The sequence below is a fragment of the Arenivirga flava genome (assembly GCF_030161575.1).
GTDB classification, from domain to species: Bacteria; Actinomycetota; Actinomycetes; order Actinomycetales; family Microbacteriaceae; genus Arenivirga; species Arenivirga flava.
This window is the reverse complement of the sequence record NZ_BSUL01000001.1, coordinates 1,744,028-1,762,703: the sequence shown is the minus strand read 5'-3', so window position 1 is coordinate 1,762,703 and position 18,676 is coordinate 1,744,028. Positions and strand designations below refer to the sequence as shown.

Sequence of the window (18,676 nt, the reverse complement as noted above, 5' to 3'; positions counted from 1 at the left end):
CGCTTCCCGAGCGCGCGGGCAGCAAGTACTGCCCCCTCGAGCCCGCCCCGCCCGAGCCCCGCCCCCTGGGGCTCAGCGCGAGTCGAGGTCGTCGCCCGACCAGAGGTCGCCGCACTCGACCTCGAGGGCGCCGCGAGCGACGAGGTACGGCCGCGCGCCCCGGTCGCCCGCGAGGCCCGCGGTGAGGGCGGCGACGTGGCGGCGTCCGATCAGCACGGGGTGCCCGGGCCGGCCGCGGTAGACCGCCTGGGCGAGTACGTCCTCGTGGGCGTGAGCGCGCATCCGCTCGACCGCTGCCACCGGCAGGTGCGGGGTGTCGACCGTGACGATCAGGAGAGCGGATGCGGGCGCGCCGGTCGTCGCCGCGCCGCTGCCCGGCTCGTCGGACGCGGCCGTTCCGTGCCGAGGCGGCAGTGGGCCGGCCTCGAGAACAGCTCGGGACTTGCGCGGCGACCCGCTCGCCCACGCCCCGAGCCCGGAGAGCAGCGACGCTGAGAGCCCCTCGGCCCAGTCGGCCGCCCGCACGATCACCGCATCGGACGGCACCAGCGCGCTCACCGCATCCGCTTCGGCGCCGACCGCCACGAGCACGGGGTCGCAGCCGCCGTCGCGCAGCGTGCGCACGGCGCGGGCGACCCAGGCCTCGCCGTCGGGAGTGTGCGCGAGGCCCTTCGGACCGCCGAAACGGGTACCGGCGCCGGCGGCGAGCACGAGGCCCGCGACGGACTCGGGCATCGCGCTCATGCAGGGGAGCGTAGCGAGCCCGAAACACTCGCGGCCTAAGGTTGGCCCATGCTCGAGCTCGCCCGCGATCTGCTGCCGCTGCTGCGCGCCGGGGAGACCGTCGCCGCGGTCACCGTCACCCGGGTCGCCCGCAGCGCGCCGCGCGGCGTCGGCTCGGCGATGGCGGTCACCCGCGACGCCCGCGTGATCGGCTCGATCTCGGGCGGCTGCGTCGAAGCGGATGCGGTCGCGCTCGCCCTCGCGAGCCTGTCGACGGGCACGGGGGCGGCGTCGCGCTTCGGGTTCAGCGACGAGCAGGCCTTCGCCGCCGGGCTCGCCTGCGGCGGCACGGTCGACGCCGTCGTGTCGGTGCTGCGACCCGACGACGCGCTCGCGATCGCGGCCCTCGAACGCGCTGCGGCGGGCCTGCCCGCCGAGATCGGCGTCGTCACGAGCGGGTCGCGCGCCGGCGCGGTCGTGCGAGCGGATGCGGGGGAGCGGGTCCTCGTCGTGCGCACCCTGCCCGCGCCCCGCCTCGTGCTGCTCGGCGCCGGCGAGCACGCCGCCGCGCTGAGCCGCGTCGGCACCGCCGCGGGATTCGCCGTGTCGGTCTGCGACGTCTGGCCGCTGCTGGTCACGCCCGAGCGCTTCCCCGACGCGGTGGAGCTCGTCGCCGAGACGCCGCACGAGTACCTCGAACGCCAGGAGCTCGACGACCGCTCGGCCGTCTGCGTGCTCACCCACGACGTGCGCCTCGACATCCCGGCGCTGCGCGTCGCGCTCGCGTCGTCCGCGGGATTCGTCGGCGCGCTCGGCGCCCGCTCGACCGTGGCGCGCCGACGCGAGCTGCTGCTCGACGAGGGCGTGACCGACGCGCAGCTGGCGCGGCTGCACTCCCCGCTCGGCCTCGACCTCGGCGGCGCCAGCCCCGAGCAGACCGCGCTCGCCGCCCTCGCCGAGATCGTCGCCGCGCAGCACGGCGGCACCGGCCTGCCCCTGCGCGAGCTCCGCGGACCGCTGCACGCCCGCGCGGCGGCGCCGCCGACGACGACGCTCCCGCGGTCGTGCAGGAGCGAGCGGATGCGGCACTCGCCGCATCCTGCGCCGTCCCGCCGCATTGACGAGCGCATCCGCCGAGCCGATCCGCGTGCGGCCCGCCGCCGACGGCCGTGCCCCTCGCACCCCGCGCTGGCAGGCCCCGCAGACGCTCGACGCGGACGCGAAACACCGCCGAAATCCCGCCCTGGTCTACTGACGGCAGGGAATGTTCACTGCATCAACACTCGAGGAGGGTCGGATGGACATCACCACCGTCACGAGCTTCCGCGCCGCCCGCTCCCGCGCCGACCTCGCGCTGCGGCCGGGGAGGCTCCGATGGCGGGCGGCACCTGGCTGCTGAGCGAGCCGCAGCCCCGCACGACCGGCTTCGTCGACCTCACCACGATGGGCTGGCCCGATGTCGAGGTCGACGACCGCGGCCTGACGATCGGCGCCACCTGCACGATCGCGCGGCTGCTCGACTGGGCGCTCGGCCGCGCCGCCGACCTGCCGGCGGTGCCCGCGGACTGGCGCGCCGCGGCCCTCGTCGACCCTGCCGCGAACGCGCTGCTGGCCTCCTTCAAGATCTGGACCACCGCCACCGTCGGCGGCAACCTCTGCCAGAGCTTCGCGGCGGGCGCCATGATCTCGCTCGCCGTGGCGCTCGACGGCGTCGCGCTAGTCTGGACTCCCGAGGGCGGCGAGCGCCGCATGCCGGTCGCCGAGCTGCCCGCCGGCAACGGCGTGAACTCGCTGGCCGCGGGCGAGATCCTGCGCGCGATCGAGATCCCGGCGCGGGCGCTGCGGTCCGAGGCGCGGCTGCAGAAGATCGCGCTCGCCGAGCTCGGACGCTCCGGCGCCGTCGTCACGGGGCGTGTCGACGAGGACGGCACGAGCACCTTCGGCGTCACCGCCGCCACCGTCACCCCGCGCGTGCTGCGCTTCGCGGCGCTGCCCGAGGCCGCCGAGCTGCGCGCCGCCGTCGACGCCCTCGACGGGTACTACTCCGACCCGCTCGGCGCGGCCGACTGGCGCCGCGGGGTCAGCGCGGTGCTGGCGGAGCGCATCCGCTCGCAGCTGGCGGGGCCGGCCGAGGAGCGAGCGGATGCGGACGGCGGCGAGGAGGCGAGCGCATGAGGATCCAGGTCAACGGCGAACCCCTCGAGGTCGACCCCGCCCCCGGCCAGGTGCTGCGCACGCTGCTGCGCGAGCACGGGCACCACGAGGTCAAGCGCGGCTGCGACGCGGGCGACTGCGGCGCCTGCTCGGTGCTGCTCGACGGACGGCCGGTGCACTCCTGCATCATCCCCGCGCAGCGGCTGGAGGGTGCGAGCGTGACGACCGCGACCGGACTCGCTCCCGAGGGCGAGCTCCACCCGGTGCAGCAGGCGCTCGCCGACGGCTTCGGCTTCCAGTGCGGCTACTGCACGCCGGGCATGAGCGTGACGGCGTCGACCCTCTGCGAGCACGACCTCGACGATCTCGACCGCAAGCTCAAGGGCAACCTCTGCCGCTGCACGGGCTACCGTCCGATCCGCGAGGCGATCCGCACGGCGCTGTCGGCGGGGACGACGAGCGGATGCGGTCCCACGAACGCGGGCGCCCCGCGCCCCGCGGGCCCAGCGTCCCGCACGCCTGCCTCCGCCTCGCTCACCCCCGAACCTCCCGCAGGTCGGCGTGATTCGGCTGCTACGACGGGGGTTGTTGCGGCAGGAACACGCGGATCTGCGGGCGAGCCCGCGAGTCATGGTGCTCGGGGCGCTTCGACCCCGCACGGCGTCGGCGCCTCCGCTCGCCCCGAGGCCGCGGCCCGCATCGTGCAGGGACTCGAGCCCTTCACCTTCGACGAGCCCGTGCCCGGGGCCCTGTTCCTGCGGGTGCTGGGCTCCCCGCATCCGCACGCCCGCATCCTCGCCATCGACGCGAGCGCGGCGAGGGCCATCGAGGGCGTCGTCGACGTGCTCACCCACGAGCACGCCCCGGCCACCCGCTTCTCGACGGCGCGCCACGAGCACCGCACCGATGACCCCGACGACACCCGCGTGCTCGACGACACGGTGCGCTTCGTCGGCCAGCGCGTGGCGGCCGTCGTCGCCGAGACGGTGGCCGCGGCCGAGGCGGCGCTGAGGGCGATCCGCGTCGAGTACGAGGTGCTGCCCGCGGTGCTCGACCCGGAGGCCGCGCGCGCTCCGGGAGCCCCGCTGCTGCATCCGCTGCGCACCCCCGACGACCGGGTGGCCGAGGCCGGACGCAACGTCGTGGCCGCGCTGCACGACGAGCACGGCGACGTGGCGGCCGCACTCGCCGCGAGCCACGTCACGGTGGGCGGCACCTGGCGCACGTCGCGCGTCACGCACGCGCAGCTCGAGACGCACGGGTCCGCCGGCTGGCTCGACGAGGCCGGGCGCGTCGTCATCCGCTCGTCCACGCAGGTGCCGTTCCTCACCCGCGACGAGCTCTGCCACGTCTTCGGCCTGGAGCGCGACCGCGTGCGGGTGACCGCGAACCGTATCGGCGGCGGCTTCGGCGGCAAGCAGGAGATCTTCACCGAGGACCTCGTGACCCTCGCCGTGCTGCGCACCGGGCGGCCGGTGGCCTACGAGTTCTCGCGCACCGAGCAGTTCCAGCGCGCCTCGGTGCGCCACCCGATGCGCGTCTCGGTCGAGCTCGGCGCGACCGCGGAGGGCGTGCTCACCGCGATGAGGGTCGACCTGCTCAGCGACACCGGCGCCTACGGCAACCACGCGATCGGCGTGATGTTCCACTCGCTCGCCGAGTCGACGACGATCTACCGGGTGCCGGCGAAGCGCCTCGACGCCGAGGCGGTCTACACGAACAACCTGCCGTCGGGCGCCTTCCGCGGCTACGGCCTGGGGCAGGTCATCCTGGGCGTCGAGTCGGCGATGGACCTGCTCGCCGAGCGCCTCGGCATCGATCCCTTCGAGCTGCGCCGCATCAACGCCGTGCGCGAGGGCGACCCGCTGCACCCCGACGCCGACCGGTACGAGGAGGACCTCGTCTGGGGCAGCTACGGCCTCGACCAGTGCCTCGACCTCGCCGAGTCGGCTCTGCGCCGCGGCAACGGCGTCGAGGCGCCGAGCGGATGGGCGGTCGGCGAGGGCATGGCCGCCTCGATGATCGCCACCATGGCCCCGCGCGGGCACGTCGCCCGCACGGCGGTGTCGCTGCGTCCGGACGGTCGCATCCGGCTGCGCGTCGGCACGGCCGAGTTCGGCAACGGCACCAGCACGGTGCTGCGCCAGATCGCGGCCACCGACCTGCTCGCCGCCCCCGAGCGCATCGAGCTCTGGAACGCGGACACGGATGCGGTCGAGCACGACACCGGCGCCTTCGCGTCCGCGGGCATCACCGTCGCCGGCAAGGCCCTGCACGCGGCCTGTCTCGCGCTGGCGGAGCGGATGCGCACCGTCGCGGCCCGCATCGCGGGCGCGGATCCCGCATCCGCTCGCCTCACCGCGGACGGTGTGCTGGTCGGCGAACGGCTCGTGACCTTCGCGGAGATCGACGCCGCCGCGCCGCCCGAGCAGCGCGACGACGTCGGGCTGACGGCCGACGGCAGCGAGCTGGGCGAGATCCGCTCGCTGGCGTTCAACGTGCACGCGGTGCGGGTGGCGGTCGACCCCGAGACCGGCACGGTGCGGGTGCTGCAGTCGATCCAGTCGGCCGATGCCGGCTTCCTCATGAACCCCGCCCAGGTGCGCGGGCAGGTCGAGGGCGGCGTCGCGCAGGGGCTCGGCAGCGCGCTCTACGAGGAGGTGCTCGTCGACGACGGCGGGCGCGTGCTCAACCCGGTGTTCCGCACCTACCGGGTGCCGCAGTCGGCCGACGTGCCCGACACCGAGGTGTACTTCGCCGAGACCGACGACTCGGTGGGTCCGTTCGGCGCCAAGTCGATGAGCGAGTCGCCGTACAACCCGGTGGCCCCGGCGATCGGCAACGCGATCGCCCGCGCGCTCGGGGCGCGCCCGTACCACCAGCCGTTCACGCGCGAGCGCGTCTGGCGGGTGGCGCAGGGGCGCTAGCTGCAGCGGCGCGCCGACCGCCCCGCACCGCCGCCGCGCTCGCGCCGCGTGTCCCGCCGCCGCGTGTCCCGCCGCCGCGCCCGCGCCGCGTGTCCCACCCCGCGCGTGCCGCCGCCGCGTGTCCCGCCGCCGCGCCCGCGCCGCGTGTCCCACCCCGCGACTCAGCAGCGAAGCGACGACTCAGCGCTTCCTCCGGCGCTGAGTCGTCGCTTCGCTGCTGAGAAACCTCCCCAACCCGGGCGGGTCCCTCTCGGCCCCCGCGCCGCGAGACCGGCGCTGAGATCGGGCGTCACGCCCCGCGCCTCGCACGCCGGGCGTCATGCCCCGCGACCCGCGCCTCAACGCCGCGCCCCGGCCCCCTTCACCACGAGCAGCCGGTACGCCCGCCCGTCGCCCGACCACCAGCGGTGGGGCACCCCGCCCGGGTAGTAGATCGAGTCGCCGACGGCGAGCTCGTGCACCTCGGAGTCGCCGGGCGCCCCCAGCTCGACGCGCAGCGCGCCGTCGACGACGTGCAGGAACTCCTCCTCGTCGTGCACGAAGCGCTCACCCGGCTCGAGCGCGTCGGCCTGCACCGACATCGGCAGGAAGCCCTGCGCTCCGTGCGTCAGCAGCCGCGCCTCGCCGGCGCCGAAGCCGTCCGGCACCACGCCGAGCTCCGCGGCCCGCAGCACCTCCACCGCCGGCGCGGTCACCGGCGGCTCGGATGCGGCGATGAGCTCGAGCGGGCTCGTCTCGAGCGCCACGGCCAGGCGGCGCAGCGTCGCGAGCGAGGGCTGCGCGAGCCCGCGCTCCAGCTGGCTGATGAACGGATGCGACAGGTCGGTCGCCCCCGCCAGCTGCACGAGCGTGAGCCCGCGCGCGGTGCGCAGCTCGCGGATGCGGGCCCCGAGCCGCCGCGCCGCCTCGTCGTCAGCCGACGCCCCGGCACCCGCAGCCGCTCCAACACCCGCAGCCGCTCCAACACCCGCAGCCGCCGACCCGGCCGCGGAGATCGAAGCGGACTCGGCCCCGACGTCCGCGCCGGGACCACGATCGGCGGCGGCGGGCGGACGCGTGGAGCTGCTCATGACGGGTGCGGGCCGCTCAGGCGACCCCGTGCTCCGCAGCGTAGCGCTCGAGGTCGGCCAGGTAGGCGTCCCGGCGCGCCGGCGTGAGCCACGACGCCTCGAAGGAGTTGCGCGCCAGCTGCACGAGATCCGCCGCCGACAGCGAGGCCTGCGCCGCGAGCGCCGCGTAGTTGTCGCCGACGTACCCGCCGAAGTAGGCGGGGTCGTCGGAGTTGACCGTCACCTTCGCGCCGGCGCGCAGCAGCTGCACGATCTCATCCGCCTTCATCTGTTCGGTCACGAACGAATTCGACACCGGGCACGTCGTGAAGCCGATGCCCTTCTCGATGGCGAGCGCCACCAACGACGGGTCCTCGACGATGTTCGTGCCGTGGTCGATGCGGTCCACCGCGATGCCGGTGAGCACCGTGCGGATGTTGTCGATCGATCCGACCTGGTCGATGTCGCAGTGCATCGTGAGCAGGAACCCCTCCTGGCGCGCCCGCGCGAACACGGCGGCGAACTTCTCCGGCGGGTTGCCGCGCTCATCCGAGTCCAGCCCGACGCCGAGGATCCACGGCTTGTACGCCAGCGCCTCCATGAGGGTGGCCATGGCGTACTCGGCCGAGAAGTCGCGCAGGAAGCACAGGATCAGCTCGCCCGAGACGCCCAGCTCGCGCTCGGCGCGCACGATCGCGCGGCGGTAGCCGCCGATCACCTCCGAGAACGGCACCCCGCGGCTCGTGTGGGCCTGCGGGTCGAAGAACATCTCCGCGTGCACGACGCCCTGGGAGGCCGCCTTCTGCAGGTACGCCCAGGCCAGGTCGTGGAAGTCGTCCGCGGTCTGCAGCACCTGCATCGCCGGGTAGTACACCGCCAGGAAGCTGGTCAGGTCGGTGAAGTCGTAGGTGGCGCGCACCTGCTCCACCGTGGTCTCGGCGAGCTCGATGCCGTTGCGCTCGGCGAGCGCGAACTTGAGCTCCGGCTCGAGGGTGCCCTCGAGGTGCAGGTGCAGCTCGGCCTTGGGCAGGCCGTGGGCGAGGGCGGCGAGGTCGGTCATGGTTCCCATTCTTCGGTGAGCGGATGCGGGCGGTGCGGTCGAGCGGGCAGCGGAGCGGATGCGGGCGGTCGCGTCGGCGACGGATCGAGCGGTTACGGGCGCACCCGCATCCGCCCGCCCGGATCAGGCCCGCCCGGACATGCCCATCCGGGCGAGGACGACCGACTCCAGCACCTGCACCACGTTGTAGATGAGCAGCGCGCTGACGGTCACGAGCACGACGGCGGCCCAGAGCGCCGAGAACTGCGCCCCCGCCTGGTAGCCGCCCACGGCGCCGCCGATGCCGCCGCCGACGGCGAGCCACTCGGCGAGCAGCGCTCCGGTGATCGCGCCGGGCACCGAGATGCGCACGGCGGCGAGCAGCGACGGCAGGGCGGAGGGCAGGGCGACCTTGCGCAGCAGGGTCCACTTGGAGCCGCCGTAGACGGCGACCAGGTCGCCCATCTGCTCGGGCGCGCTGCGCAGCCCGAACACGATGTTCACGAGCGCCGGGAACAGCACCACGATGCCGCCGATCACGGCGATGCTCGCGAAGTCGCGGCCGAAGATGAGGATGATCACGGGCGCCATCGCCACGAGCGGCACCGAGCGCAGCAGCATCGCGAGCGGCATGAGCGCGTGCTCGGCACCCTTGCTCAGCTGGAAGGCGATCGCGATGACGAGCGCCGCGGCGAGGCCCGCGCCGAAGCCGACGCCGGCGTGGCCGAGCGTCTGCCAGAGCTGCCCGAACAGCTGCTCGCGGTTCTCGGCAGCGGCCGGCACCGTGAACAGGAAGTTCCACACGTCGATCGGGCCCTTGCCGATGTACGCGTTGATGCCGAACACCTGCAGCGCTCCGACCCAGAGCACCCCGATGCCCACGAGCGTGAGCAGGAAGGTGGTGAGCGAGCGGATGAGGGCCCGCTGCACCCCGCGCCGGCTCTCCCTGCGGATGGCCGCGTCGAGCTTCGGTTGCTGCGGCGTGGTGGTGGCGACGGCCACGAGCTGCGCTTCCGACATCACTTCGATCCCTTCGACCAAGGCGCCACCAGGCGCGCGACGAGCCCGAGCAGCCCGTAGCCGGCGAGCGCGACCGCGCCCGAGACGAGGGCGAGACCCCAGACGACCGGCGCGTTCAGCGCCTGCTGCGCGGCGATCATCGCCGGCCCGATGCCCACCTCGACCTTGCCGAAGAACTCGCCGAGCACGGCGCCGAGCAGCGCGGCCGGCGCTGCGATCTGCAGCGCGTTCAGCACCGCCGGCAGCGCAGCGACGAGCCGCACCTTGCGCAGCTGGGTCAGCCGCGAGCCGCCGTAGACGGTGATGAGGTCGAGGCTCGAGCGATCCGCCGCCTTGAGCCCGAGCAGGGTGCCGACCACAGTCGTGAAGAACACGCTGAGCCCGGCGAGCGTCACGGCGGTGCCCGAGGAGGCACCCGGCTCCGGCACCGGGAAGGTGACGACCAGGATCAGGCCGATGGCGACGATCGGGACGCAGTAGGTGATGATCGCCAGCTGCATGATCACCCCCTCGAGTCGCGGCACGACGAGCACCAGGGCCGACAGGAGCAGCGCGATGAGGTTGCCCCAAAAGTAGCCGATGCCCGCCTCGACGACGGTCACCTGCACGTTGCGGACGTAGAAATCCCATCCGCTCGTCACGAAGCCCTGCACCACCTGCAGCGGCGTCGGGATGGCCTGTGCGCCGCCCGGGCCGACGTTCGCGAACACGGTCGTGGCGAGGAACCACCAGAGCAGCACGACCGCGATGCCGCCGATGAGGCCGGTGACCCAGGCGGGCAGGCGGATGTCCTCCCACTGGATCGGCGCGCCCCTGGTCGAGGTGTCAGTGGTCATCGGCCGCGGCGCCTCCCGCGCCGAAGAGCAGCTCGGAGGCCTGGTCGACGTAGGCGTGGAACTCGGGTGAGCGCATGAGGTCGGGGGTGCGCGGGCGCGGCAGGTCGATGTCGATGATCTCCTTGATGCGCCCGGGCCGCGGGCTCATCACCGCCACCTTATCGGCGAGGAAGATGGCCTCGGCGATGCCGTGGGTCACGAGCAGCGTCGTGGCCGGCTTCTCGGTCCAGATGCGCAGCAGCTCGAGGTTGAGCTTCTGCCGGGTCATGTCGTCGAGCGCGCCGAAGGGCTCGTCGAAGAGCAGCACCGAGGGCTTCATGACCAGCGAGCGGGCGATGGAGACGCGCTGACGCATGCCGCCGGAGAGCTGCGCGGGCTTCGCCTTCTCGAAACCGCGCAGCCCCACCAGGTCGATGAGCTCGTCGACGTAGGCTCTGTCGACGCTCTTACCGGCCACCTCGAAGGGCAGCTGGATGTTGGACTGAACGCTGCGCCAGGGCAGCAGCGCCGAGTCCTGGAAGGCGATGCCGAGCTCGCCGGCCTTGCGCAGCTGCTTCGGGCTCTTGCCGTCGACGCGGGTCGTGCCGCTCGTCGGGTCCTCGAGCCCGGCCAGGATGCGCAGGATCGTGCTCTTGCCGCAGCCGGAGGGACCGAGCAGGGCCAGGAAGGTGCCCTGGTCGGTGTGCAGGTTCGCGTCCTGCAGCGCCACGACGCTCTTGCGCCCGACGGAGAAGACCTTGTTGAGATCGGTGATCTGGAGGCCGGTGCCCAGGGTCGTCCCCTGGGCACCGGTCGCGGTGGCCGTGTCGGTCACAGTGCGCCTTCCGGTGGTGGTGCGGTTACCGGGCTCAGCCCGCGTAGTCGATGAGCTCGGGGTGCTCCTCGTAGACCTCCGCGAGCAGCGAGAGGTCGAAGATGTCCGCGGCGTCGATGTCGATGCCGGCGCCCGCGAGGCTCTCGATGGTGGTGGACTGCAGCGCCTCCGAGATGGTGAACAGGCCGTTCTCGACGGTCTCGTCCGAGACGACGAGCAGGTTCTGCGCCTCCGAGCCCGCGAGGGTCTTCGCGGGGTCGAGGTCGAGCTCGGTGCCGTACTCCTCGAGGGCCAGGTCGGCGCCCTTCTGCGGGTCGGCGACCGCATCCGTCCAGCCCTTGATCTCGGCGACGAGGAAGGCCTTGAGCAGCTCGCGGTCGTTCGCGATCTTCTCGTCGGTGACCGTCACGGTCTCCGCCACGAAGGGCAGGCCGTTGTCGGCGAAGGGCAGGTTGGTGGTGGCCATGCCGGCCATCTCGACGGTGATCGCCTCGTTCGTGATGTAGGCCACGAATCCGTCGACCTCGCCGTTGGTCAGCGGGGCCGGGTCGTACTGCACGGGCACGATGGTGAGGTCGGCCGGGTCGATGTCGTTGGCGGCGAGCAGCGCGTTGAAGAGGGCGAGGTTGCTGTCCTGCACGCCGATGCGCTTGCCGATGAGGTCCTCGGGGGTCGCGATGTTCCCGCCGTCCGCCAGCGAGAGCACGGTGAACGGGTTCGCCTGGAAGGTCGCGCCGATGATCTTGACCGGGGCGCCCTCGTTCGCGATGGCCGAGCCGACCGCGACGGAGTCGCTCAGCGCGATGTCGGCGCTGCCGCTGAGCAGCTCCGCGACGCCGGTCGAGGGGCCGGGCACCAGGGTGACGTCGCCGAAGCCGGCCTCGTCGAAGTAGCCCTCGCTGTCGGCGATGTACTCGCCGGCGAACTCCTCGTTCTTGATCCAGCTGAGCTGCAGGGTCAGGTCGCCGTGGCCCTCGGCGTCGTCGGTCTCGGCGGTGCTGCCGCTGCCGCTGGCGCAGGCGCTCAGCGCGAGGCCGGTGAGGGCCGCCGCGGCGACTGCCGTGGCGATGCGGGTGCGGGAAAAGCGGGACATGGTGGTCTCCGGTCCGTCGGTGGTGCACTCGGGTGGTTGAGGTGCCGCGGCCCCTGCTGCGAGGCGTCTGCTGCGACCCGTCCGACGCTAAGCGGTGTTGATTTCATCAACATTCACGTTCCGGTTTCCGGCGCGTTACATCTCGGCGCGCTCGTCCCACCGCGCTCGTCCCACCGCGCTCGTCTCACCGCGCGACTCAGCACCGAGGCGACGACTCAGCACCGTCGAGCGCGCTGAGTCGTCGCGACGATGCTGAGTCATCGCCCGCGACGAGCGGATGCACGCGGCCGCGACGGCGCAGCGCCGCGACGGATCAGTGCGGGTGCCGCCCGAGCCGCTCCGCCACGCGCGGCAGGTCCTCGTGGATGCGGGCGCTCGCCTCCGCCATCAGCGGGCTCAGCGCGCCGTCACGGTCGGCCACGAGCTCGCCGCCGACGTAGACGCCCCGCAGGTTGCGCAGTCCGCAGGCCAGCACGTAGCTGCGCACCGGGTGCCAGAGCGGCCCGACGTCCGGGCGCAGCGGGTCGACGACCACGAAATCGGCCAGCTTGCCCACCTCGAGGCTGCCGACGCGGTCGTCGACGCCCAGGATCTCCGCGCCGCCGAGCGTGTGCAGCCGCAGCACCTGCTCGGGCATCATCGAGCGCGGGTCCTGCGTGCGGGCGCGCTGCATGAACAGCCCCGTGCGCATGTTCTGCCAGGGGTCCGCGACGTCGGTGCACGCCTGGTCGTCGAGACCCATGCCCACGCGCATGCCCTTCGCGAGCATCTCCGGCACGAGCGCCACCCCCGACGCGAGCCGCCCGTTCGACGCGGGCTGCCACGACATCGAGGCGCCGCCCGCGACGGCCTGCTCGATGATCTCGTCGGTGGTCTGGATGAAGTGCCCGAACATCATGTCGGGCCCGAGCGCGCCGGCGTCGCGGTAGAGCGCGAACTTGGCCTGCTGCAGCGGCACGGCCTCGGGCGACTCGAGGAAGTGCGCCTGGTTCGTCACCCCGAAGCGGCGCATCGCCTCGACCTCGATCTCGGCCGCGTCCGGCCGCGGCGACCACTGCACCTGCCCCATGATCGAGGCACCGAGGGCGAAGTCCGGGTCCATGGTGCGGGTGTGCGCGACCGAGGCGCCGAAGCGCTCGAGGATCTCCTCGTCGCTGCCGGCCGTCGCATCCATGCCGATCGAGTCGACGAAGCGGATGCCCGCATCCCGCGTGCCGTCCGCCTGCCTCGTGTGGTACTCCAGACCTCGCAGCGGCGCGCCGCCGGATCGCTTGCCGTCGACCATCGACTCCCACGCCTGCAGCGGGTCGGTGAAGTTGTAGGCGGTCGTCACGCCGTTGCCGAGGAAGTCGAGCGCGCCGTGCAGCGTCGACCAGTAGACGTCCTCGGGTGTTGCCGCCGAGGTCATGCCCAGCATCGAGTCGCACCAGCCGTAGAGCGTGTCACCGGCGCCGAGCCCGCGCAGGCCGCTGGTGAACAGGTGCGAATGCGAGGAGACGAAGCCCGGTGCGACGAAGGCGCCGCCGACGTCGAGGATCTCGGGAGCGGATGCGGGCTGGCCGCTCGCGGGCGTCGCCACGTCGGTCCGCGTCGCCGCACCGCCCCGCGTCGCCGCACCGCCCTGCGTCAGCCCCGCACCCGGCGTCGCCGCATCGGTGCGCGCGCTCGTGCCGCTCGGCCTGCTCGCCGCACCGGCTCGCACGTCCGCCGGCGCCTCGCCCGCGCCGATGCCCGCGATGCGGCCGTCCACGACGAGCATCCACCCCCGCTCCAGGTAGCCGGGGTCGTCCGTGCCCGCGGGCACGGTGATCAGGCGGGCGTTGACGACGAGCAGGCTCATGGCGACCTCTTCCGTGGTGGTTCGGGCAGGACGCTAGCGCTGCCGTGTTTCGAGGGCGTCACGGCACCCCGCGCGCGGGCGGATGCTCGGGCCGGTAACGGCGTCTGACCGGCAGCCGTCGCGTGCATCCGCACTCTTCAGCGGATAGCGTTGTCGGCTGTCGTCCGCGCGCGATGCGATGCGGAACGACGGATGCGCCGAGCGCGTCGCCAGCACCCCGGATGCGCCCCGCGCATCGCCAGCACCACACGGATGCGCCCCGCGCTCCGCCCGTACCACGAGGAGTCCCATGGCCAGGCGCATCAAGCCGATCGAGACGGCGCTCGCCGACGCCAACGCGAAGGGGCGGTCGCTCAAGCGCTCGCTCGGCACGGCCGACCTCGCGCTCATGGGTGTCGCCGTCGCCGTCGGCGCCGGCATCTTCTCGGTCGGCGCCCGCGCGGCCGCCGACTTCGCCGGTCCCGCGGTGATCCTGTCGTTCATCCTCGCCGCCCTCACCTGCGGCCTGGCGATCATGTGCTACGCCGAGTTCGCGGCCGCGATGCCCGTCGCCGGCAGCGCCTACGCCTTCACCTACGCGAGCGTCGGCGAGTTCGCGGCATGGCTCATCGGCTGGAACCTGATCCTCGAGATGTTCACCGCCGCGGCCGTGATCGCCAAGTACTGGGGCGTCTACCTCAGCCAGGTCTTCGAGCTCTGGAACGTGCCCATCCCGCCGACCATCGACGTGCTCGGCATCGACGTGAGCTGGCCGGCCTTCGTCATCGTCGCCGTCTTCACGGTGCTGCTCGTGCTCGGCACGCAGCTCACCGCCCGCGTCGGCAGCGTCTTCACGATCATCAAGGTCGCGATCGTGCTCTTCGTGATCGTCGCGGGCCTCTTCTACGTGCAGGGCGCCAACTTCACGCCGTTCGTGCCGGAGGCGGTGCCCTCCGAGACCCCCGACCAGGACGTCTGGCTGCAGTCGGCGTTCTCGTTCCTCACCGGCGCAGCGCCGGCCCAGTACGGCGTGTTCGGCGTGCTCGCGGGCGCCGCGCTCGTCTTCTTCGCCTTCATCGGCTTCGACGTCGTCGCCACCAGCGCCGAGGAGGTCAAGGAGCCGCAGCGCCGCCTGCCGCGCGGCATCTTCCTGGGCCTCGGCATCGTCACCCTGCTCTACGTGCTCGTCTCGATCGTGCTGACCGGCATGGTGCCCTACACGGAGATGGCGGCGCAGGAGGACAAGTCCCTCGCCACGGCCTTCGCGCTCGTCGGGGCCGACTGGGCGGCCGGCATCATCTCGGTGGGAGCCCTCGCCGGCCTCACCACGGTGGTCATGGTGCTGCTGCTCGGCCTGTCGCGCATCCTCTTCTCGATGAGCCGCGACGGCCTGCTGCCGAAGGGTCTGTCGAAGGTCTCGAAGCGCCAGACCCCCGCGCGGCTGCAGATCGGAGCCGGCCTCGCCGTGGCGCTCGTGGCGGCGTTCTTCGAGGTCGGCGTGCTCGAGGAGCTCATCAACATCGGCACCCTGTCGGCCTTCGTGACGGTCAGCATCGGCGTGGTCGTGCTGCGCCGCCGCCGGCCCGACATCGAGCGCCCCTTCAAGGTGCCCTTCTCGCCCGTGCTGCCCATCCTGTCGGCGCTGCTCTGCTTCTGGCTCATGCTCAACCTCGCCAACCTCACCTGGGCGCTCTTCGCCGGCTGGGTCGTGCTCGGCATCGGCATCTACTTCGCCTACGGACGGCGCCACTCGCGCCTCGGCCGCGGCGAGGCCCTGGCCCCCTCCGACACCGAGCTGCCGGGCGGCGCGGCGGGCCACTGACGCGGCTGCGCCGCTGACGCGCGGGCGCTGCGTCGCGCCGCCGCCCGTCCTCTGATGCGCGCCGTCGCCCGTCCGCCTCGCCCGGTCCTTGAACGGATCGACGACTCAGCACCCGAGCGACGAGTCAGCGTCCCCGTCGAACCTGAGTTGTCGCGCGGGCGCTGACTCACCGCTCCGTCGCATCCGGGTCGATCGCACGACCGGCAGTCGGGCGTCTGCAGCGCTCACGACGAGCGGATGCTCTCCAGCGTGACCGGGCGGCCCTGCGGCAGTCCCACCCGCAGCAGCTCGCGGCGCAGCGGGTGCACCCTGAGCGCATCGGGCCAGCTCCAGCGTGCGAACTCGTGCCCGGTCAGCGAGCGGATGAGCGCCTCGCGTCGTTTCTCGGCGAGCACGATCTCGGCCGGTGTGCGCCCGCCGGTGTACCGAGGGTCCTCGTACTTCTGGTCACCGTCGAGCTCGCCGCGCACCCGGTACCGCAGCCAGCCGAAGTCCGTGCGCAGATCGCTGCCCGGTACGGCCATCTGCACCATCGGCACCGGGAAGCCGAGGGCGAGCATCGTGCCTCGGCTCAACGATTCCCCGCCGTTCTCGGAGCTCCCGTCCGCCAGCAGGATCGCGAGCTCGGCCCGCCGCGCTCCACGGATCCGGATCGATTGGAGCAGGTGCAGCAGCTCGTCGATGCTGCCGCCGCGACGGAGGTGCGCATCGAGGGGGATCAGCGCCTCGCGCAGCGGTAGGGAGGCGGCGAGGTCCACGAGCGTCCGCTCCACGGGGACCACGTTCGCCTCACCCAGACGCACCGGGTCTCCGTCGTCGAGCGCCGAGCGACGGATGCGCGTCGCCGAGGAGGCGTTCCGCGCCCCCGCGCTCTGGCGGAACTCCGGCACGCGCGGCACGCCGAGCACGGGCAGACCGTGCAGCATCGCGGCGGAGCGGTGCGAGACGACGGCATCCGGCGTGGTGAGGATCTCGGCGTGCAGGGCGAGCAGATGCCGTTCGAGAGGCTTCGCCTGCTGCCAGGTCTGCTGCTCGACGTAGGCCCCTCGGCGGATGCGGTGCAGGTCGGCTCGGGCGGAGGCTCGCTGCAGTGCGCGCGACTCGCGATCGCTCGTCCGCCCCGGGATGATCAGCCGCTCGTCGAGGTGCATGCCGTCAGACTGGCGCGCGGCCGCCTCCGGCGTCGTCGACGAGCAGCCCGTGGTGGACGACTCCGGCGTGCTCCGGCCTGGGGAGGGGCGGTCCCGATGCGCCCGGGCCGGAGGGGCTTCTCCGTCATGCGCCGGACCGTCGACTGGTCTCGCGGCGGCCGGCGCTCGTCGCGAGGCGTCCAAGACGGGCCACTCAGCACCGGAGCGACGACTCAGCAGCCAGGACGGCGCTGACGTGTCGCCGAGGTGCTGAGACGCCCGGGTTCCGCGCGTCCCTCAGCCCGCCGTCGAGCCCGTCGCGCCGTCGATCACGAGGTCCGCGCGGCTCCGGGTCGCCTCGACGAGCACGGCGTTCGCGCCGTCGACCTCGCGCGCCCAAGCCTCCGCGGCGGCGGGGGAGCGGCCGAAGCGCGTGTGGCGCTCGACGAGGCGGCGCATCCGCTCGTCCTCCGGGGTGGCGCAGAACCAGGCCTCGTCGAGCAGCGGCGGCACCGCGCGCCACGGCTCGGCGTCGATCAGCAGGTAGTTGCCCTCGGTCACCACGACGCGCACGCGAGGGCTGATCGCGATCGAGCCGGCCACGCCCTCGTCCACGAGCCGGTCGAACTGCGGCGCGTAGACGGTGCCGCGCTCGCCCCGCACCCGAGCCAGCAGCGCTGCGAAACCTGCGCCGTCGAAGGTCTCGGGCGCGCCCTTGCGCGAGCGCAGGCCGAGCGCGTCGAGGGTCGCGTTGGCCAGGTGGAAGCCGTCCATCGGCAGGTGCGCCGCGGTGCCCGGCTCGCGCCGTTCGAGCTCCGCGACGACGGCGAGCGCCAGTGTGGTCTTGCCCGAGCCGGGGCTGCCGGCGATGCCCACGATCACGCGGTCGCCGGGCAGCGAGCGGATGCGGTCCGCCAGCACCGAGACCGCTGCGGCGGGCGGGCCCGCCGTCGCGATGGGCGCGGAAGTGCCGGATGCGGTGCTCGCCTCGTTCACGCCGTCACGCTACCGCGCACGCGCGGCCGGTCCGCTCCGAGCACGCCCGGGCCGTGCCGACCGGGGCTGGGTTGCCGCGCCGACCGCCGCCGGCCCGGTCTGGGCCGGGCCGTGTCAACTAAGTTGACACCCGCATCCGCCCGGCGCAGAATCGGACCGCGTCACCGTCGACGCCCCGATCCGAAAGGCAGCGCATGTCCGAGATCCTCACCTCCAAAGCCACCATCGGCACGTGGCTCGACCACCCCGTCGGCGGCGAGCTGCTGCGCGGGCTGCTCGCGCAGGCCGGCCAGAGCGCCGACGCCCTGGCGCCCGCGCGCGGCCTGCCGCTGCGCCAGCTCGTGGCCATGAGCAATGGCGCGCTGCCCGCCGAGGTCGTCGAGCAGCTCGTGCGCGGCGCGAACGGCGGGGAGCTGCCGCCCGAGGAGACCGCCGAGGACGCGCCCGCCGCGCTCCCCGGCGGCGCCCGCTTCGCCGGCCGCACCGTCATCGTCACGGGTGCCGGCTCCGGCATCGGCAAGGCCACGGCCGAGCGGATCCTGCGCGAGGGCGGCCGCGTCGTCGCCGTCGACATCGCCGAGGACCGCCTCGCGGGCCTGAGCGGCGACGTCGTCGCGGTCGCCGCCGACATCACGAAGCAGGAGGACGTCCACCGCATCGTCGCCGCTGCCGGCGAGCGCATCGACGGCCTCGCCAACGTCGCCGGCATCATGGACGACATGACCCCGATCCACGAGGTCGGCGACGACGTCTGGCGTCGCGTCTTCGCGGTCAACGTCGACGGCACCTTCCTGCTCAGCCGCGCGGTCATCCCCGCCATGCTCGCCGCGGGTGCGGGTTCGATCGTCAACGTGGCCTCCGAGGCCGGTCTGCGAGGGTCCGCCGCGGGCGCGGCCTACACCGCCTCCAAGCACGCGGTCGTGGGCCTCACCAAGAGCGCCGCGTTCATGTACAGCCCCTCCGGCCTGCGCATCAACGCGGTGGCTCCGGGACCGGTGGCCACGGGCATCCAGGCGACCTTCGGCTCGGAGTTCGGCGCCGAGCGCATCCGCGCCGCCATGACGATGCTGCCCCAGCTGGCGCAGCCCGAGCAGCTGGCCGCCTCGATCACCTTCCTGCTGAGCGACGACGGCACCAACATCTCGGGCGCCGTGCTGGCCTCGGACGGCGGCTGGTCCGCCCTGTAGGCGACGCGGCGAGCGGATGCGGGCGGCGCGGCCACCCGCATCCGCTCCTGCGCGCATCCGCCAGCCT

The 18,676-nt window shown here is 73.5% G+C and carries 14 protein-coding genes; 4 read left to right on the top strand and 10 right to left on the bottom strand.

What is annotated here, in order from left to right:
* Positions 1–72: 72 nt before the first annotated feature.
* A complete protein-coding gene (locus tag QQK26_RS08485) occupies positions 73–744 on the bottom strand; it encodes a nucleotidyltransferase family protein (RefSeq protein WP_284231814.1) in 672 nt (223 codons plus the stop codon).
* Positions 745–792: 48 nt separating this feature from the next.
* Between QQK26_RS08485 and QQK26_RS08480 the strand changes: the two genes are divergently transcribed.
* Together QQK26_RS08480 and QQK26_RS08475 are read left to right on the top strand one after the other, a co-directional pair.
* A complete protein-coding gene (locus QQK26_RS08480) occupies positions 793–2,898 on the top strand; it encodes an XdhC family protein (RefSeq protein ID WP_284231813.1) in 2,106 nt (701 codons plus the stop codon).
* Positions 2,895–5,804: a molybdopterin-dependent oxidoreductase gene (locus tag QQK26_RS08475; protein WP_284231812.1), complete on the top strand. Its 2,910-nt coding sequence runs from the start codon at positions 2,895–2,897 to the stop codon at positions 5,802–5,804. Before QQK26_RS08480 ends, QQK26_RS08475 begins: the two co-directional genes overlap by 4 nt.
* A 338-nt stretch (positions 5,805–6,142) precedes the next feature.
* Here the strand turns inward: QQK26_RS08475 and QQK26_RS08470 are convergent, their stop codons facing one another.
* The 7 genes from QQK26_RS08470 to QQK26_RS08440 form a co-directional block, all read right to left on the bottom strand.
* Positions 6,143–6,874: a helix-turn-helix domain-containing protein gene (locus QQK26_RS08470; RefSeq protein WP_284231811.1), complete on the bottom strand. Its 732-nt coding sequence runs from the start codon at positions 6,872–6,874 to the stop codon at positions 6,143–6,145.
* Positions 6,875–6,890: 16 nt separating this feature from the next.
* On the bottom strand, positions 6,891–7,913 hold the full coding sequence (add, locus tag QQK26_RS08465) for an adenosine deaminase (protein WP_284231810.1): 1,023 nt from the start codon (positions 7,911–7,913) through the stop codon (positions 6,891–6,893).
* 123 nt (positions 7,914–8,036) lie between these two features.
* Entirely contained in the window at positions 8,037–8,912 is an 876-nt protein-coding gene (locus tag QQK26_RS08460; RefSeq protein ID WP_284231809.1) for an ABC transporter permease, read from the bottom strand.
* Positions 8,912–9,748 carry an ABC transporter permease gene (locus QQK26_RS08455; protein ID WP_284231808.1) on the bottom strand — a complete coding sequence of 279 codons (837 nt, stop codon included), beginning with the start codon at positions 9,746–9,748 and terminating at the stop codon, positions 8,912–8,914. The genes QQK26_RS08460 and QQK26_RS08455 overlap by 1 nt, the downstream gene beginning before the upstream one ends.
* On the bottom strand, positions 9,738–10,562 hold the full coding sequence (locus tag QQK26_RS08450) for an ABC transporter ATP-binding protein (RefSeq protein WP_284231807.1): 825 nt from the start codon (positions 10,560–10,562) through the stop codon (positions 9,738–9,740). The genes QQK26_RS08455 and QQK26_RS08450 overlap by 11 nt, the downstream gene beginning before the upstream one ends.
* Positions 10,563–10,596: 34 nt before the next feature.
* Positions 10,597–11,655 (bottom strand): ABC transporter substrate-binding protein, encoded by a 1,059-nt coding sequence (locus tag QQK26_RS08445; RefSeq protein WP_284231806.1) that lies wholly within the window; start codon positions 11,653–11,655, stop codon positions 10,597–10,599.
* A 313-nt stretch (positions 11,656–11,968) separates the two neighbouring features.
* Positions 11,969–13,495, bottom strand: a complete 1,527-nt coding sequence (locus QQK26_RS08440; protein ID WP_284231805.1) for an amidohydrolase family protein — start codon at positions 13,493–13,495, stop codon at positions 11,969–11,971.
* 289 nt (positions 13,496–13,784) lie between these two features.
* Here QQK26_RS08440 and QQK26_RS08435 point away from each other — a divergent pair, with 289 nt between their 5' ends.
* Positions 13,785–15,296, top strand: coding sequence for an APC family permease (locus tag QQK26_RS08435; protein WP_284231804.1), 1,512 nt, complete (start codon positions 13,785–13,787; stop codon positions 15,294–15,296).
* Between the two features lie 224 nt (positions 15,297–15,520).
* Here the strand turns inward: QQK26_RS08435 and QQK26_RS08430 are convergent, their stop codons facing one another.
* Entirely contained in the window at positions 15,521–16,447 is a 927-nt protein-coding gene (locus QQK26_RS08430) for a hypothetical protein (protein WP_284231803.1), read from the bottom strand.
* 276 nt (positions 16,448–16,723) lie between these two features.
* Complete coding sequence (locus QQK26_RS08425) at positions 16,724–17,422, bottom strand: nucleoside/nucleotide kinase family protein (RefSeq protein ID WP_284231802.1); 699 nt, start codon at positions 17,420–17,422, stop codon at positions 16,724–16,726.
* Between the two features lie 194 nt (positions 17,423–17,616).
* Here QQK26_RS08425 and QQK26_RS08420 point away from each other — a divergent pair, with 194 nt between their 5' ends.
* A complete protein-coding gene (locus QQK26_RS08420; RefSeq protein WP_284231801.1) occupies positions 17,617–18,609 on the top strand; it encodes an SDR family NAD(P)-dependent oxidoreductase in 993 nt (330 codons plus the stop codon).
* Positions 18,610–18,676: the final 67 nt, after the last annotated feature.